This is a genomic window from Fibrobacter sp. UWP2 (assembly GCF_900141705.1).
In the GTDB taxonomy this organism is placed as follows: domain Bacteria; phylum Fibrobacterota; class Fibrobacteria; order Fibrobacterales; family Fibrobacteraceae; genus Fibrobacter.
The window spans coordinates 165,091-182,071 of the sequence record NZ_FQYM01000002.1 but is presented as its reverse complement, the minus strand read 5'-3'; the positions used below and the strand labels follow the sequence as shown (position 1 = coordinate 182,071).

The following is a 16,981-nucleotide window of genomic DNA, read 5'->3' as shown; positions in this document are numbered from 1 at the left end:
AAAAGAGCATGAAACTACTTGACAATGAAGCGCTAATAGCCTAGATTTACACCAGTTGGAGACCTGGATTTTCAACTAAAAAAGGGACAAATTCGCATCCGTCAGGCAAGATTTGGTAGGCGTAAAGGTACGTCACCTGCGGAAAACTCTTTTGCAAGTCGTAGAGTCCCTTTTCGACTTCGGCATAGCCCTCAGCTGAGCGCCCTTCGGCAAGGTAGGCATCAACACGTTCAGGGTCAATCAAAATGGCGGCAGCATCCACCACACCCTGACCCACGGCCGTGTAGTTCCTAATCGCCACATCTCGGTATAGGAAGAATCCAATAGAACAAGCGACCGCGCCCAGCAAAATTTCGGCAATCACGACAATGACAATCACCTTGCGAAGTAGAGTGTGCCTCACGTGGACATCACTCGAGTTGACGAGTTCTATCATGCGGTACGAAGGCAGGCACTGCAGTTTGACCTTTTGCGGGAGAGCGCGATAAATCCATAGGGCCATGACCACCACAGCCGCTTTATCAACGACGTCCAAAACGAAATCAGCGCCCAACTGGGCCGAAAACTGATTGCTTACGCCATGGGCAAAGAGCCAATGGGCCAATGGAGCAGAGAATCCCTCCCCAAAAGAAAACCCGAACAGGAACCAGGTCAAAACGGAACCGAGACCGCCACCCAAAACGGCAAATACAAAAATGACAAAAATCGTCTTGTGAACATGCTTGAAATAGCGCTTGGTATGGAAATGGGAGGCGCACACGGCTATGAGAATGCTGATAATACCATAGTAAAGGGTGACCGGCGAGTAAATGCTGTTGATGACGTTTGAGAAGAATCCCACCAATATGGCAGGGATTGTGCCGCCCAGCATGGCTACGAGAATACTGCCCACGCAGTCCAAATAAAGGGGTATTTTGAAGTGGATGGCGAAATTAGCCAACAGAAAATTCAGGACGATCCCGCCGGAGACCATCGCTAAAAAAATCTTGAACCGCCAAAAAAGATTCGAATTGAGCTTTTTCATATGAACCTTTTTTTGAGAAATATAACAAAAACTAAATTGAATTATTTTATTGTAGCAAGAAAATCGCTTTTTCGTAGGTTTTTGTCACAGGAAATAGGCGGTAAAGTCAAACCGCAGGTTCCAGAATTTCATCGGGGACGCCTCGCGATAGGCGGCCCCCTTGGTTATTTCGACGATTCCCTCCCTTTCGATGCGGGTCATATCAAAAACAAGACGTACCCCAACGGTGAGCTTGTCCTGGTCCGTTTTCACAGGGATTCCCGTACCCAGAACAAGCGCCCAGCCCAACCGTTCCGCATCAAAATCAAAGGAATTCTCCCCCGCCTTGTCTTCTATCACCCCGTCGAGAATCAAGTTGAACTGCGCGCCCGCCTCCAGATAAAAACTTGGCGACGGCAAAACGCGGACCACCACCGGGAATACAAAACTATACACATTCAGGTCGTACAACGTTTTATCGCCATAGGGGTCCTCTGGCGGGAGGCTGTAAACATCCTGCTCCAGAGTCATAAGATTATACCTGTAACTGGCCTCGCCGACGAAGCCGACAAAAGAATTCAGGCGATACCAATACGACGCCCCGAGTTCCACTCCAAACCCCAGCCCGCCGCCAAGGCTAGATTTTTCGACACCGTCCCTTGACGAACCAAAAACACCCTTTACCGGGACGTCGTCCCACACGGCTCCCGCCAACAAAGAAATATGTCCACCCAAATAATGCGTTTTTTCGAGAGAGCCTTCTGCGAAGGCGATTGATGCAAACAGCAGCGCAAACAAACAAAATCGAAAGAACTTCATCTATTCCTCTACTTTAAATATAATCTATTTTGTAACAACTCATCTTTTTTTTAGATTTAAAGAAGGTTGAGGACTTTGACATGAAAAATTTATTCCGTCGCATCAGCGTATTCGCTTGTTCCGTATTCTGGGGGAACGGAGCAAAAATCGGAAATCCCGTCAAGTTTATCCGCAAGTACTGGGCACAGTTGCTCCTTTCTTCCATTGCCATACAGACAATCGCCTGCGCATACGGCGGCGAGGACCCGTACGACTATTCCGATGACTGCGACCCGGTATTCGACACAGAGAAATTCACGAACGAAGGCTATACCGACTGCGAAAAGCAAATCGTCGAACAGGCACTAATCGCAAAGGACCTGCAAGACAACCTGGGCAAGCGCGATGACGCCACCCTAGAAGCCTGGAACGAGGTACGCCAGAAAATCAGCGCGATTGCCGAAACCTGCGACATGAACAACCTCTATATGGAAGGTTCACTCACGTCCCTATACTGTTCGGACGGCAGAGTCCTTATTCCTAAGTAAAATTCGCGTGAGCACCTGGCGGTGCAAAAAATCAAGCCTTTGAAAACCTGCTCAAGAACTGTGCCAGGCGTTCGTTGCCCGATTCACGGAACACGTGGTCGGGGGTTCCCTGTTCCACGATGACGCCGCCGTCCATGAAGATGACCTTGTCGGCCACATCGCGGGCAAAGGCCATCTCATGAGTCACGATGACCATGGTCATCTTGTCTTCGGCCAGTTTTTTGATAATCTTGAGCACTTCGCCGGTGAGTTCCGGGTCCAGCGCACTCGTCGGCTCGTCGAAGAAAAGAATTTTCGGGTTCATCGCGAGAGCGCGGGCAATGGACACGCGCTGCTGCTGGCCGCCGCTGAGTTCGCAGGGGTAAGAGTTTTCCTTGCCCTCGAGGCCCATGCGTTTGAGCAAGAATCGACCCATGGCGCGGGCGTCCTTGCGTTCATCACCCAACACGCGCACCGGAGCGAGGCAGATATTCTGCAGCACCGTCAGGTGCGGGAACAGGTTGAAGTTCTGGAACACGAGCCCCGTAGAAAGGCGAATTTCGCGTAACGTTTTCGCCGGCGCGTACTTGACTGCCGGGCCCTTCGCCGAATCACTCGGCACAACCATGTCCTTGCCGTCGACCTGCACAAAGCCGCCGTCAACCGTTTCAAGCTGGGTAAGGCAGCGCAACAGCGTACTCTTACCGGAGCCGCTGGGACCGATAATCGAGAGCACCTCGCCCGCCTTCAGGTCAAACGAGATATCCTTGAGCACATGCAAATCGCCAAAGGACTTCTTGACGTGTTCTACCTTGAGGATCGGCGCAGATTCGTTCACGTTTTCCATTCCACGCCTCACTTATAGTAATTGAGCTTGCGTTCCACGTAGGCAAAAAGCACGCTCAGCAAAAGGTTCGCCACATAGTAGAATACGCCCGCCACGAACAGCGGGTAAATGCTCGCGTAGGCGGCCTGCTGTTTCTTGGCCAGCGCAAAAAGTTCCGTCACCGCAATCACCTGCGCAAGGGAAGTATCCTTCACTAGGGTAATCACTTCGTTCGCGCTCGCGGGTACCACGCGCTTTACCACCTGCGGGAGAATGATGCGGAAAAACGTCTGCGTGCGGGTCATGCCCAGCATGTAAGCCGCCTCGTACTGCCCCTTGGGTATCGACTGGATACCGCCGCGGAAAATCTCGGCAAAGTACGCCGCATAGTTTATCGAGAACGCCACAATTACCGCCGGGAAGCGGTCAAACGAAAAATCCACGCCCGCATATTCGCTCAGGTAGTAGGAGCCGAAATAAATCGCCACAATCTGGAGCAGCAAAGGGGTGCCGCGCATTACCGAGATGTAAAACGACACCGGGTAACGCACCACGCGCCACTTGCTCATCTTGAGGACCGCAATGAGCAGACCCAGCGGAATCGAGAACAAAAGCGTCAGGCCGAATATGGAGAGCGTCGTGCAGAAGCCGCCCCAGAGAATCGGGAGTAAATTGCTCAAATCAGACATGGAACCGCGCGCCGGCCGTTACTTGCCGAACCACTTGGCAGAGATTTCGTCGAACTTGCCGTCGGCCTTCATGGCGGCCAGGGTGGAATTCACGGCATCACGCAGGGCCTGGTCCTTCTTGCGGAAACCCACGGCATAGACTTCGTCGGAGAGGCCTTCTTCGAGCACCGTGTAGTCCTTCGCGTTCGTCACAATCCAGTACTTGGCCACGATTTCGTCCAGGAACACGGCGTCGACACCGCCCTTGTCCAAATCCATGAGCGCCGTCTGGTTGTCGTCAAACGGAACGATTTCCTTGGCGGCCTTGCCCGCTTCGGAGGCATCCAGGAGCTTCTGGGCGGTAGAGCCGTTCTGCACGGCAATCTTCTTGCCGGCAAGTGCCGCGAGATTTGCAAGAGCCTTGTCCTTCACCGTGAAAATCATGCGGTTCTTGAGATACGGGTCGCTCAGGTTCATGGCCTTTGCGCGGGCGCTGTCCACGCTCATGCCGTTCCAGATGCAGTCAATTTTGCCGGTGTTCAGTTCCTGTTCCTTAGCATCCCAGGAAATCGGCTGCGTCTTGAGCTTCACGCCCAGGCGCGCACAAACTTCGGTGGCGAGGTCGATATCAAAACCCACGATGTTGTTGTCCTTGTCGCGGAAACCCATCGGCGGGAAGGAATCGTCGAGACCGAGCACAAACTCGCCCGCCGCCTTCACCTTGTTCAGGGATTCATCGGCCTGAGCCTTGGATTCCGCCTTCTGGTCGTTGCAGGCAGAAAGAACCGCGGCACACGCAACCGCCGCAAACATCGCAAGAATCTTTTTCATAAACGCTCCTTTTTCATTTACAAGAGAAATATAGAAAAAGGGCCGCATCGCTGCGGGCCCTTTTATAATGTTGGTCTGGATCCTATCGGGGCTTCGCCCCTCCAGGATGACACAGGAAAGGTCGGTGAGCCTGCCGAACCGACTATTCAGTTCACTTCGGCAAGCTCAGTGAACTTACTAGTCTTTGCCGTACACCTTTTCGGCGTAGGTCACGGTGGCGCCGAGGTATTCGCGGTTCATCTTGGCGATGTAATCCACGGTGATACCCTTCGGGCATGCGGCCTGGCATTCGTAAAGGTTCGTGCAGTTGCCGAAGCCTTCCTTGTCCATCTGGGCGACCATGGCGAGCACACGCTTCTTCGCCTCGACCTTGCCCTGGGGCAAGAAGCTGAGGTGAGAGACCTTCGCAGATACGAAGAGCATTGCGGATGCGTTCTTACAGGCGGCCACGCAGGCACCGCAACCGATACAGGCGGCAGCGTCGAAGGCGCGGTCGGCATCGGCCTTGGGAACCGGAATCGTGGAAGCTTCAGGAGCGGCACCGGTGTTGACGGAAACGAAGCCGCCAGCCTGGATGATGCGGTCGAAAGCGGTACGGTCAACGGCGCAGTCACGGATAACCGGGAATGCGGCGGCGCGCCACGGTTCGATCACGATGGTGTCGCCATCCTTGAACTTGCGCATATGAAGCTGGCAAGTGGTGGTCGCATGGTCAGGACCGTGCGGCATACCGTTGATGACGAGAGAGCACATGCCACAGATACCTTCGCGGCAGTCGTGGTCGAAGGCGAAGCCTTCCTTGCCCTGCTTCATCTGTTCTTCGTTCACGATGTCGAGCATTTCCAGGAAGGACATGTCCGGAGAAACATCGTTGATCTTGACAGTTTCGAACTGTCCCTTGGTCTTGGCATCCTTCTGACGCCAAATCTTCAAAGTCAAATTCAGTCCGCTCATTATTTGTAGCTCCTAGTAGCGAGGTGGACGTTATCAAAGGTAAGAGGTTCCTTGGAAAGTTCCGGTGCGACACCGTCGCCCTTGTATTCCCAGGCACCCACGTAGCAGAAGTTCTCGTCGTCGCGCTTGGCTTCGCCTTCCGGAGTCTGGCTTTCTTCGCGGAAGTGGCCGCCGCAAGATTCCTTGCGGTGCAGGGCGTCGAGAGTGAGGACTTCGGCAAACTCGAGGAAGTCGGCGACGCGGCCGGCACGTTCGAGGTTCTGGTTGAAGGAACCTTCGGAACCGACAACGTTCACGTCTTCCCAGAATTCCTGGCGGAGAGCCGGAATCTTTTCGAGAGCGGTCTTGAGGCCGGCCTCGTTACGAGCCATGCCCACATATTCCCACATGATGTTACCGAGTTCGCGGTGGAACTCGTTAACCGTGCGGTGACCCTTGACGGAAAGGAGCTTGTGGATGCGTTCTTCGGTCTGCTTCTTGCAGTCTTCGAAGGCGGCATCGGATTCGGAAACCTTCTCGAGCTTGGTGCCCGCGAAGTAGCCGCCGATGGTGAACGGAATGACGAAGTAACCGTCGGAGAGGCCCTGCATAAGAGCAGAAGCGCCGAGGCGGTTTGCACCGTGGTCGGAGAAGTTGGCTTCACCGAGAACGAAGCAGCCCGGGATAGTGGACATCAAATCGTAGTCAACCCAGAGGCCGCCCATGGTATAGTGGATGGCCGGGAAGATACGCATCGGGACCTTGTACGGGTCTTCGTCGGTAATCTTTTCGTACATCTGGAAGAGGTTGCCGTACTTGGCAGAGACACCAGCAACGCCCATGCGCTGGATAGCGTCGGCGAAGTCGAGGTACACGGCCTGCTTGGTGTTACCCACGCCGAGACCTGCGTCGCAGACCTGCTTGGCGTTACGGGAAGCCACGTCACGCGGAACGAGGTTACCGAAGCTCGGGTACTTCTCTTCGAGGTAGTAGTAACGTTCTTCTTCCGGAATCTGGTCCGGAGAACGGGTATCGCCCGCCTTGCGCGGAACCCAGATACGACCGTCGTTACGGAGAGATTCACTCATCAAGGTGAGCTTGGACTGCAGGTCGCCGTGGCGAGGAATGCAAGTCGGGTGAATCTGCGTGTAGCAGGGGTTAGCGAACAGGGCGCCGCGCTTGTAGGCACGGAAAGCAGCCGTCACGTTGGAACCCTGGGCGTTGGTAGAAAGGTAGTAGACGTTACCGTAACCACCGGTGCAGAGGCACACAGCGTCACCCACATGGCTTTCGAGTTCGCCAGTGATGAGGTTACGGACGATGATACCGCGAGCCTTGCCGTCGATCACGACGAGGTCCATCATTTCGCGGCGGGGGAACATCTTCACCTTACCGGCGGCAACCTGGCGCATGAGGGCCTGGTAGGCACCGAGCAAGAGCTGCTGACCCGTCTGACCGCGGGCGTAGAACGTACGGGAAACCTGCGTACCGCCGAAGGAGCGGTTGTCGAGGAGGCCACCGTATTCACGACCGAACGGAACACCCTGGGCCACGCACTGGTCGATGATGAGGTTCGAGTTTTCGGCCAAGCGGTGCACGTTGGCTTCGCGAGCGCGGAAGTCACCGCCCTTCACGGTATCGTAGAACAGACGGTAAACGGAGTCGCCGTCGTTCTTGTAGTTCTTGGCAGCGTTGATACCACCCTGGGCAGCAATGGAGTGTGCGCGGCGGGGGCTATCCTGGATGCAGAAAGACTTGACATTGTAACCAAGTTCGGCAAGGGATGCAGCGGCAGAAGCACCGGCAAGGCCAGTACCAACCACGATCACCGTGAACTTACGCTTGTTGGCGGGGTTCACGAGTTTGAGTTCGAACTTGTGCTTGGTCCACTTTTCTTCGATGGAACCACCGGGGATTTTAGAATCAAGAATCATTAGTGGGCTCCTTAAAATTAAGCGTTAAAAGAAACTTCGACGGTGCCGACAGAAGGAACGACGAAGGAAACCTTCTCGGCCTTGGCCTTCAGCTGCTGTTCGTACTGCGGCTGGAGTTCGTGAGACTTTTCGATGAGGGCCTGGGTACCCGGCTGGTTAGCGAGGTAGAAGGCAGCAACGGCGGTGATACCGAAACCGAGGGCAACGATAACGCTGTAAGCGATACCGGCGATGTCGATAATCGGGGTCCACTTCTGGTGGGCAATGCCCATGGTCTGGAACGCAGAAGAAATGGCGTGGAAAAGGTGCATACCGATCACGAACATGCTGACCACGTAGAATGCAGCCCAAGCCGGGTTAGCAAACATCTGGATGGTGGTGAGCCACATGTCGCGGACGATTTCGCCTTCGGCATTCATGTAGAGGTAGTGTTCGCCGAACTTGAGCATCATGAGGTGCTGCACGAGGAAGCCGAGAATGAAGAGACCGGACCAGATCATGGTGAAGGTCGCGAAAGTCTTCTTGCCCTTGCGAGCGTTGACTTCGTACTCGATTCCACCGCGAGCCTTCTTGTTCTCGATCTTCAGCGTAACGGCGAGGAAGATGTGGAGAGCGAAGCAAGCCACCAGGCCGAGTTCGACGAGATAGATCATCTTAATCGGGAAGTGGAGCGGGTTGAACCCGGTCAGGAACTCGGTGTAGGCGTTGTAAGACGCCTGGGCCGAAGCCTGGTCGAAGTTCAGAAGCTGGAAATTACCACACATGTGGCCGAAGATGAACAGGGCGAGTGCCGCACCCGTGCATCCCATGATCTGCTTCTTACCGATGGAGGAGGTAAGATACTTGATGATCCATTGCATTGAGTTGTGTCTCCTTGAGGGGTTTTTGTTTTAAACTTAGAGGACGCAGCAGGCCTTGAGGCTCGGCATTTCGTAAGCGTAGCGTTCGTCTTCCTTGAACCAGAAGTCCAGTTCGCGCTTGGCGGATTCGGGACTGTCGGAGCTGTGCACGACGTTTTCGGTCATGGAAGGGGCAAAATCGTAGCGGAGGGTACCGGGTTCCGCCTTAGCCGGATTGGTTGCACCGTTGATGGCGCGGACCTTGGCAATGGCATTTTCGCCGCCGAGGGCGAGCATCACGGACGGGCCCTTGGTCATGTAGGCTTCGAGTTCCGGGAAGAACGGCTTTTCCACGTGTTCAGCGTAGAAACCGCGAGCATCGGCAGAAGTCATCTGGTGCATCTTCACGGCGCAGACGGAGAGGCCTGCAGCGATGTAACGGTCGATAATGCGTCCGATGAGGCCAGACTTGACCGCATTGGGCTTGATCATTGCAAATGTCATTTCCATAGTAGGTACCTTTTGTTTTAAGATGTGGGAAATATAGATAATTACTCTTCTGCCTCGATTTTCTTCATCAAATCATCGGCGAGTTTTCCGCCGGACTTGATGTTGTCGACCAACCAGTCCACCGACTCTTTGAGTTCGCTATTGGGGTACTTCTTTTGGAAGGACTCCAACACCTCAAGAGCCTCGGCGTCACGGTGCAGGTGCTCGTTCAAAATGAACCCGCGGCTGAACATCGCCTTCTCGGCATCCGGGTGATCGGGATTCATGCCGTAGAAGGCATGATACTCGGCCTGCGACAGATCGTAGTCCTCGTCGGACTCCGATTCCATCTGGGCAATTTGGAACGTGGCCCAGGCAAATAGGCTGTCGTTGTCGGGGTAAATGAGACGGAGGCGCTTCAGTTTATCGATAGCCAGTTCCAACCTCTTCGCCTTGTACAGGGAGTCAGATGCCTTGATGAGATTCTCGGGCGAATTGGCATCGAACTTAAACTCCAAATTTTTGCGGTAAGGAGTATACTTTACGGCGCTCCAAGCATCGGCAATACGACGTTCCTTGCGGAAGTTGCGGTACTGCTGGATGTTCTCGGCAATAATGTTCGACAGCGATTCCTCAACCGGCTTGTTTCCATAACGGTCGTAGCTGTAATAGTAGAAGCGCAAAATCAGGTTCTTGGGGAACTTCACAAAATCAATCAAGTCGCTACGCGAGGCTTCGTAGGACAAGCGACGATGCGCCAATGGATTACCGTACTTTTCGTATACGGCTTTCAAGGTATCCTCGGGCACAGAGTCTCTTTCGGCCACCAGGCGCTCGTACTGGTCAATCACGTAACTACGTTCGGATTCGCGGACCATAGCGCGGTATTCCCACGACTTGTCGAGCTTGAGTTTACGAGCCTCCGTCGCAAAGGCAACGCCCTCGGCAAGCATATTCATAATGCGCTTGCGGTACATGTTGCTGGGCAAAATCATGTTATTCGAAGCGTAAACGTCCATCACATCGCGCTCCCGAATAGCCGGTTGGCCATTGACGGTCACCAGCACATAATCGGAATCCAACTCGGTATTCTGGCGTTCTATAGCCTCCTCCACATCCTTTTTAACACGGGCCAGCGCCTTTTGTTCGGGAGCGACCAGGGAATCAAGGTAGAACACATGGAAACTCCCCACAGAAGTGCGCATCACCGGGGAAATGCTACCGGCAGGCTTCCCTTCAAAAGCCTCAAACAAGCCATCGACCATCCCTATACCGTACGGGAGGGCGTACCCCTTTTTGACCTTGCCCACAAAACCGCCATTGGCAGCGGTTTCCTTGTTTTCGCTATACTTAGCCGCCAATGCCTTGAACGCCGCAGAATCCTGGGCATGGATCTTGGAAACCCGTTTGGCGAGTCTGGCGGAGTCTGCGCCCTGGATGTGGTAAAGAACCATCATGGGAGGAGTCATGAATTCAGACAAATGAGCGTCGTAATACCCCTGGATATCGGGCTCCGGCAAAGGCTGAAGTTCCACCTTGTGCTTTTCGCGAAGTTGATTGCCCAGGTTAGACATCCATTCGTGCTTGACATAGTTCACAAAGGCTGAATCCGCCTGTGCGGTATCGGCTTCCGAGTTGTCTGCAGCCCACTTTGCCCTAAAATTGTGGAGAGAGTCGGCATAGGTCTCAAAAAACAGCCGAACCGCTATTTTGCTGCGCAATTCCGTGAACGACCTCGTGGAATCCAAGGCGAACTCCGACTGATGGTTCTGGAAATAAGTACGGAGTTCGCTGTCGGTAAAACACATGTTGTTCATGGCGAAAAACTGCTGGTAGGCAACCATCAGCATTCGAATCTCGAACTTGGCAAATTCGGCATTCCACTTTTCTTTGAGTTGTGGATTTTCTTGCAGTATTTTAGTCGCCAATGCCGTGCGAGAAAGCTCGCGCGATACCGCTTCGCGGTAATCCGGGGTATGGGTCCAATCGCGCTGCTTCATGGCGATAAAGTCCAAATCAGACTGGTAAAAATTTTCGGAGCCGATTCGGGCGACCAACTCATCCTTAGGCCCAGCGCCATTACAAGCGGCAAGCATAAGGGATGCAATAGAAAGCGAGAGAATTACTCTTAAATTCATTGGATCCTCAATAAAACAAATTCAAATATATAAAATGCCCCTCGTTAATAATTCCACGAATCGGTAGTTTGAACAAGAGGGCCGAAATACAGCCGAGCCTCTTAATTTGTAAAAATTCTTAAACATTTTACAAAATGCTCATAAGTCATTGATTTTCAACGACTTACGACGGTCTTTGCGTGATTTTTTGGACATCATTTTCTATACTTATAGTCAAGTTGAAGAAGATAACTTCGACATTTGCAGGGACCGCCGTCATCACGGCGGTAGTTGTTGGCGTGCTCGCTCTGCTCGCCTGGTTCTCCTATGTTGCGTTCAAAACCTACCTGGAGACCCCGCACACCTACGGAGACACCAAAGTAACGCCATTCGGCCACCAAATGGACGGCCCCCTCACCCACTCTTGGGACTCAGTCCAAGTCGAGACCAACGGAACCGTAGTCACCATACGCGGCGCCGACTTCGACTTCTCCATACTGGGCGACAACAAAGGACTGAGCGTCAAGGGCGCCGAAGTCGACATCAAAATTACGACCGACAGCACGGCCAAGACTGGCGAGAAATCAAACAAGCCCAAGGAATTCCCGGACAAGGCAAAGTTCTACCTGCCCGTAAGCGCCGAGGTCGGCAAGCTGAGCATAGATGTAAACGACAAGCACTGGGAGGCAGAGAACATCGCCGTCAAGAGCGAAGGGCTGCAGAAAGCGCGAGCATCGGCAGACAACATCAAGGGGGACAACATCGCCCACACCGCGAAGTTCGACCTCAGAGCAGAGTTCGAGAGCGACCGGATCTATTTGGATGGCAAGGTTGTCGCCGGTTCTGACTCCATCAACGTGCAGGGCAACATGCCCAAGAACAATTTGACCGCGGTCAGCACCAAGGCGAACCTCGAGGTGAAGAACATCGAGGATTGGCTCCCGGTGGAACTCCCCAACGCCGTACCCGAACTCGGGGCGCTCACGGTCAAGGCGGAGGCGGCGCTCGACCCCAAGACCGGCAAGCCCAACTACAAGACCACCATCAAAACACACATCGGCGAATTCTGGCCGCTGCTCCCCATGGACGCCACCATCCAGTTCAACGGCGACGACAATAACTACCATGCGGAAGTCCACCTGGACAACAACGAAGGCGGGACCATTGACCTGGAAGCCGACTTTGACAAGGACTTGAATGTATCGGCGCGAGGAAAGATCGACCACATGAGCGCGGAGTTCGGTCCGCAAGTGATGCCCCTCGACATGGTGATCCACTCCGCCGAAATGCACGACAAAAAAATGGAAGTGACCGTCGAGACCCGACAAGGCTCGCTGGTCGAATGCTCTATGGACTTCAGCGACAAGTTCAACCTCACCTACGTAGGCGACATTTCGCCGTACGAGCCATGGGCGCTGGACTGGAGCATGGGGAACCTCACCATCAGGGACCGCTTCAAGGTGTTTGGTTCGTTTGCCGACGGGCACATGAAGGCTCTCGTGAAAATCGACACCATCCCGTTCGTGTGGCATGTGACCGCCGACTCCTTGCAGATTATGCTGGACCTGGATAAAACAGGCATCGACTTTAGCAACGGCATCATCTACACACCCAAAGAGACGTTCGACGTCACAGGCGACGTGCGTTGGGCCGGCGAGAACACGCACACATCATGGAAAGTATCACAGCGAAACGGCGGCCATGCCGAAGCGTACATTTCAATCATCGATTCGACCGCAATTAAGATCAAGGCAGACAGTGTCGAAGTCTCGACCATCCCGTTCGCCAAAATCAAATTGAGTGAAAACCTGAACGGCAAGGTCACCGGGTTCTGGAACCAGAACTTCAATACCAAAATCGGCGAGCTGGAGGCAAGCATCATGGGTAACGTAGACCCGTTCGAATTTTCGGCTCAGACCCGCATCACGCAAAACGGCGACACCATATTCGTAGAGAAGGCCGAAGCCATGCACAGCAAGAACCGCGTGGAGGCGGAGGCAATATTCATTCTCCCCAACGACTCGAACCCAGAGTTCAACCCCACGGGTAATCTCCCCATCCAAGTTGTCCACGCCTGGGCGTCGGCACGCGAGTTCAGCATTCCGCTATTGCTGGAGCCCTTGGGCGACACCACCTTCGCTTCAGGTCTCATCACCGGTGACCTCGCCTACAACGAGGGCAGGGGATTGCAGGGCAACGTGGACTTCGAGAACGTGGAATTCAACAACATTCCTCCGCAACTCTTTAACGTAAAAAGAATGAACATGTTCGCCGAAGCAAGCAAGGTGGAGCTGAACGCATACCTCGGCATTGGTGGCGGCGGCTGGACGGGCAACACCCAAATCATTTTGGACGACATGTTCAAGTCCAAACGTCACGTAAGCATCTCGCACAACAGCGACAATGGAGGCGACCTGTACGCCGAAGGGTTCCTCGACACGTCACTCACTCTCGAAGGCAAGCTCAACATGAACGGATCCTGGTTTGTCCCGGGCACCATCAGCGAAGTTAAAAAGACGGACCTCGAGATCAACTTTGCCGCCAAGCTCAAGGAAGGCCTCAAGGGCATCACCGCCGACTTCCATTCCGATTCCACGTTGTTCCAGCCGTCCAAGATCAACTACCTGTTCCCGCTCAAGTTCCGCGGTCACATGGAGAACGGGGTTCTTGACCTGACCCAGGCATCAACGTGGAACGACAGCGGCGAGACCATCAACGCCACACTGCAATACAACCTCGACAGCCTGCAGCTCAAGGCCATCGACATCAACTCCGACATTTACACATTGGAAAAAGGCCCTCACAAATTGGAAGCAAAAGACATCTCGGCACACATGGAAGAAACGGAAGACGACCTGATGATTACGGGTCAAATCGGCTCCATCCATTACTTGTTCAATGACGATGTTCTAGGTCAAGGCGAGGCGCTGGGTCACAGTGAGCTCAATTTCTCTATCCCGCATACACGCGAGGGAATGTTGCAAAACAACACCTTGGGCGGAAACTTGACTATAGACAAACTTGTCTACCATCGTGACTTGGAAATTGAAGTAACCCCAGCAACCTTGGACAAGTTCCTCACGCTTGCCAACAACGCCATCGCCAAATTGCGCAACAAAGAAACCGAAGTCAAAATATCAACAGCAAACCCGATTAACCTTTCTATTCACGTAAACGACTCGCAGAACGACTCCATCGAGATTGTGACCCCATTTGCTACATTCCCATTCACCTTTGACGTGTGGGTGCTGGGCAACACCAACAGGCCGCTGCTCCGCGGCGATGTGACCAACTCGAACACGGGCTTTATTGGTGTGCAGGAGATTTACGAATTCGACCTGAATAACTTCCGTATTTCTTGGACCGACGTTCCGTGGCAGCACGGTATCGTTGACGTTTCCAGTTCGCAGGAGCTCCCCTACTGTGACGAAGAAGAGAGCTCCGAAAAAGAAACCTGTCCCGTGAACCTCGACATCCAGGGGACCATTACAAACCTGCAACCGAACCCGAGCAGCAACTGCGGCAACGAATCCAGCGCCGCCTCCATCTACTACAACATCTTCTTGGGATGCATCGCCAACCAAGACAACGAAACAACCGACTGGAACAAGCTCGCCGGCAAGGCCATTGGCAAAGTCATCTCGAGCACGGCAAACAAGACGCTCGGCGGCGAATACATTGGCGACATCGACATGAAAGTGATGCTCTTTGAAAATAACACCACCAACGAAAAAGACTCCAGCTATTTCAAACTACCGATTTCCCTGGACCGTTGGGTCAAGGACCTGAGTCTCATCTTTGGCTACACGCAAGACCAGAGCGAGAACCCGACATACGACCAGTCCCTGCAATTCGGTTTGAACTACACGCTCCCCGTGTTCAAAGAGAAGGAGTTCTCGCACAAGAACCACATGTCTCCCACCATGTCGCTGTACGCGCAACTTGTGTCCAAACAGTACCTGACGAACACGGGTACCGAGAGCAACGAAAACCGCGTTGAAAAGAATGTGGGTATAAACTATGTTTACCGTTACTGGAACCCGTGCCTAATCGGCATCGGCCACTGCGAAACCATCGACCCGCCGGAGACCCCCAACGAGTCTGTCAAACCACCACTCAAAAAGACGGAGGCTAAAAAATGAAAAAATTGATTAGTCTCCTGCTGTTATCGGTGACCTTCGCCTTTGCCGACGAAGGAAGCGAAGCCAAACACCCGTGGTACACCGACTTTTACGGAAACAACATTTTCTCAAGCTTCCAGCTCAACGAACAGCTTGACGTGCCCGAGGAATTTGGAAACCTGGACACGACCAAGCAAGACTTTATGATGCGACTTTCCTCCGAAAACATCAAGTCGCTGTATTACTCGCGCGGTTACTTTAGCCTTGATATGAAAATGGAAATCCGCCGTCAGTACATTTCTACAGACAGCATTGTACGCGGATACCTCTTTACAATCAATGAAGGCGACCGCTACCGCTTTAACGGGGCAACCATCACCACATCTACCGAGACCGACGTGCAAATCAAGCCGGAGGCCCTCAAAACAAACCAGGATCGATTCTTTGAACACGAGGACATCGCCGAAGACATCCAGTACATTCAAAGCGAGTTCCGCCGGGTAGGTTACCTGCATGTTTACGTGACTCCCATGGAAATTCTGGACACGGTCCAAAAGAAAATCCATGTGCAAATCAACGTGGAATCCGGCCCCAAGGTCATGATGGGAAACATCATCAGCAGTTCGCAAAAGGCTGGCAATCGCAAAAGCGAAGCCGAAGACGGGCTTACCGACACCGCATGGCTTTCTTCGCTGTGGCGAATTCCCAAGGGCGAAATCATTGACGGTAACCAGTACAATTCCTTCAAGAACAAGCTTCTCTCAACACAGCTGTTTACGCAAATCAAGCTCAAGGATTCCCTGCGCACAGACGGTCTCTCGGATGTCCACTTGGACGTAGTGGAACGCGTGCCGGGCGAAGCGCGCTACGGGTTCTTCTTTGAAGAAATCTACGGCTTTGGCGCCCAGGCGTACGCACGCCACAAGAACTTCTTTGGCTCGTTCAACGAATTTTCGACAAACTTCCAAATTGCCCAGCACAAGCAAGAAATCTCAGCCGGTTACGCAAACCCGCTGCTGTTCGGCACACGCTTCACGTTCATCCCCACGGCAATCCGATTTGAAGACCGCCTTACCTTCAACCACGAAAAAATCAACCCGCCCGCCTACCCCGACAGCATAGAAGAGCGTTACGAAGTGATTAACCGCGGTGACCTTACCTTTGGCATTACGAGCCACATCCGTTTCCGCAACACACTCGATACACGCTACGTGAACAAGAACTCCGCCGAGATGTTCAAGTTCAAGGACGAAATCGCCCTCACGTTCGACTATACCGACGACTATTTCAACCCCACCAAGGGTATTCGCCTTGCGCCAACCGTGGGTGGTGGCATCAACTTGACCGCCAGCCTAGACGACCCCAAAATGATCGGCAACCCCTACACATACGGCGAAGCCACTGCCAACGTCTACTTCCCGCTGTTCTGGACATTCTACGGGGCGCTTAGCGGAAGCGTGGGCAAGTTCTTTAACAAAGCGATTGAAGACGACGCCCGCGTGTTCTACCAAGGCGGTTCCCGTTCAGTGCGTGGCTACCGCTTCCGCAGTATTTACGCGAGCTACGAAAGCGAAGGCAGCGACGGAGAGACCATCATCAACACAGGTCTAACCCCAATGTATTACCGACTCAATCAGGAAATCCGTTGGCGAATGCCCTGGAAAGTCATCAAAAAATGGCAACTGGTTCAGTTCTTCGACTGGACCAAGGTCATGGACGAAGAGACCTCCGTGTACGAGGAGGAATCCGACGCGAGCCTGGGTCTTGGCCTACGCTACCGCTGGCAGTTCCTCACCTTCCGCCTCGACTACGCCTTCAAAAAGACGTTCAGCCATTGGAACGCCGAAAACTTCGCGTGGGGACGCTTTGCGTTTGACCTATCGCACGCCTTCTAG

General features: G+C 53.5%; 13 protein-coding genes. 3 read left to right on the top strand and 10 right to left on the bottom strand.

Annotation, left to right across the window (positions count from 1 at the left end):
- Positions 1-46 precede the first annotated feature (46 nt).
- A complete protein-coding gene (locus BUB55_RS02660) occupies positions 47-1,024 on the bottom strand; it encodes an ECF transporter S component (RefSeq protein WP_073187970.1) in 978 nt (325 codons plus the stop codon).
- Positions 1,025-1,108: 84 nt separating this feature from the next.
- Positions 1,109-1,822: a porin family protein gene (locus BUB55_RS02655; RefSeq protein ID WP_073187968.1), complete on the bottom strand. Its 714-nt coding sequence runs from the start codon at positions 1,820-1,822 to the stop codon at positions 1,109-1,111.
- An 80-nt stretch (positions 1,823-1,902) separates the two neighbouring features.
- Between BUB55_RS02655 and BUB55_RS02650 the strand changes: the two genes are divergently transcribed.
- Positions 1,903-2,349 (top strand): hypothetical protein, encoded by a 447-nt coding sequence (locus tag BUB55_RS02650; RefSeq protein ID WP_073187966.1) that lies wholly within the window; start codon positions 1,903-1,905, stop codon positions 2,347-2,349.
- 31 nt (positions 2,350-2,380) lie between these two features.
- On the opposite strand, the gene BUB55_RS02645 is transcribed toward BUB55_RS02650, so the two are convergent.
- The 8 genes from BUB55_RS02645 to BUB55_RS02610 all read right to left on the bottom strand — a co-directional run bounded on the left by BUB55_RS02645 (position 2,381) and on the right by BUB55_RS02610 (position 10,986).
- Positions 2,381-3,175, bottom strand: a complete 795-nt coding sequence (locus tag BUB55_RS02645; protein ID WP_073187965.1) for an amino acid ABC transporter ATP-binding protein — start codon at positions 3,173-3,175, stop codon at positions 2,381-2,383.
- A gap of 8 nt (positions 3,176-3,183) precedes the next feature.
- A complete protein-coding gene (locus BUB55_RS02640) occupies positions 3,184-3,843 on the bottom strand; it encodes an amino acid ABC transporter permease (RefSeq protein ID WP_073187963.1) in 660 nt (219 codons plus the stop codon).
- Between the two features lie 18 nt (positions 3,844-3,861).
- On the bottom strand, positions 3,862-4,653 hold the full coding sequence (locus BUB55_RS02635) for an amino acid ABC transporter substrate-binding protein (RefSeq protein ID WP_073187962.1): 792 nt from the start codon (positions 4,651-4,653) through the stop codon (positions 3,862-3,864).
- A 177-nt stretch (positions 4,654-4,830) separates the two neighbouring features.
- Positions 4,831-5,607, bottom strand: coding sequence for a succinate dehydrogenase/fumarate reductase iron-sulfur subunit (locus BUB55_RS02630; protein WP_014547104.1), 777 nt, complete (start codon positions 5,605-5,607; stop codon positions 4,831-4,833).
- The gene (locus tag BUB55_RS02625; RefSeq protein WP_073187960.1) at positions 5,607-7,520 is read right to left on the bottom strand and encodes a fumarate reductase/succinate dehydrogenase flavoprotein subunit; all 1,914 of its coding nucleotides are present in this window, start codon (positions 7,518-7,520) and stop codon (positions 5,607-5,609) included. The genes BUB55_RS02630 and BUB55_RS02625 overlap by 1 nt, the downstream gene beginning before the upstream one ends.
- A gap of 17 nt (positions 7,521-7,537) precedes the next feature.
- Positions 7,538-8,380 (bottom strand): succinate dehydrogenase cytochrome b subunit, encoded by an 843-nt coding sequence (locus BUB55_RS02620; protein WP_073187958.1) that lies wholly within the window; start codon positions 8,378-8,380, stop codon positions 7,538-7,540.
- Positions 8,381-8,416: 36 nt separating this feature from the next.
- Entirely contained in the window at positions 8,417-8,869 is a 453-nt protein-coding gene (gene ndk / locus BUB55_RS02615) for a nucleoside-diphosphate kinase (RefSeq protein WP_072797367.1), read from the bottom strand.
- A 41-nt stretch (positions 8,870-8,910) separates the two neighbouring features.
- Positions 8,911-10,986, bottom strand: a complete 2,076-nt coding sequence (locus BUB55_RS02610; protein WP_073187956.1) for a peptidyl-prolyl cis-trans isomerase — start codon at positions 10,984-10,986, stop codon at positions 8,911-8,913.
- Between the two features lie 218 nt (positions 10,987-11,204).
- On the opposite strand from BUB55_RS02610, the gene BUB55_RS02605 reads away from it, so the two are divergent.
- A complete protein-coding gene (locus tag BUB55_RS02605; RefSeq protein ID WP_073187954.1) occupies positions 11,205-15,107 on the top strand; it encodes an AsmA family protein in 3,903 nt (1,300 codons plus the stop codon).
- Positions 15,104-16,981, top strand: a complete 1,878-nt coding sequence (locus BUB55_RS02600) for a BamA/TamA family outer membrane protein (protein ID WP_073187952.1) — start codon at positions 15,104-15,106, stop codon at positions 16,979-16,981. The genes BUB55_RS02605 and BUB55_RS02600 overlap by 4 nt, the downstream gene beginning before the upstream one ends.

Coding starts and splice junctions, on each gene's coding strand:
- BUB55_RS02625 (WP_073187960.1), bottom strand. CDS start 7,520: ATGATTCTTGATTCTAAAATCCCCGGTGGTTCCATCGAAGAAAAGTGG.
- BUB55_RS02650 (WP_073187966.1), top strand. CDS start 1,903: ATGAAAAATTTATTCCGTCGCATCAGCGTATTCGCTTGTTCCGTATTC.
- ndk (WP_072797367.1), bottom strand. CDS start 8,869: ATGGAAATGACATTTGCAATGATCAAGCCCAATGCGGTCAAGTCTGGC.
- BUB55_RS02645 (WP_073187965.1), bottom strand. CDS start 3,175: ATGGAAAACGTGAACGAATCTGCGCCGATCCTCAAGGTAGAACACGTC.
- BUB55_RS02610 (WP_073187956.1), bottom strand. CDS start 10,986: ATGAATTTAAGAGTAATTCTCTCGCTTTCTATTGCATCCCTTATGCTT.
- BUB55_RS02660 (WP_073187970.1), bottom strand. CDS start 1,024: ATGAAAAAGCTCAATTCGAATCTTTTTTGGCGGTTCAAGATTTTTTTA.
- BUB55_RS02635 (WP_073187962.1), bottom strand. CDS start 4,653: ATGAAAAAGATTCTTGCGATGTTTGCGGCGGTTGCGTGTGCCGCGGTT.
- BUB55_RS02630 (WP_014547104.1), bottom strand. CDS start 5,607: ATGAGCGGACTGAATTTGACTTTGAAGATTTGGCGTCAGAAGGATGCC.
- BUB55_RS02600 (WP_073187952.1), top strand. CDS start 15,104: ATGAAAAAATTGATTAGTCTCCTGCTGTTATCGGTGACCTTCGCCTTT.
- BUB55_RS02640 (WP_073187963.1), bottom strand. CDS start 3,843: ATGTCTGATTTGAGCAATTTACTCCCGATTCTCTGGGGCGGCTTCTGC.
- BUB55_RS02655 (WP_073187968.1), bottom strand. CDS start 1,822: ATGAAGTTCTTTCGATTTTGTTTGTTTGCGCTGCTGTTTGCATCAATC.
- BUB55_RS02620 (WP_073187958.1), bottom strand. CDS start 8,380: ATGCAATGGATCATCAAGTATCTTACCTCCTCCATCGGTAAGAAGCAG.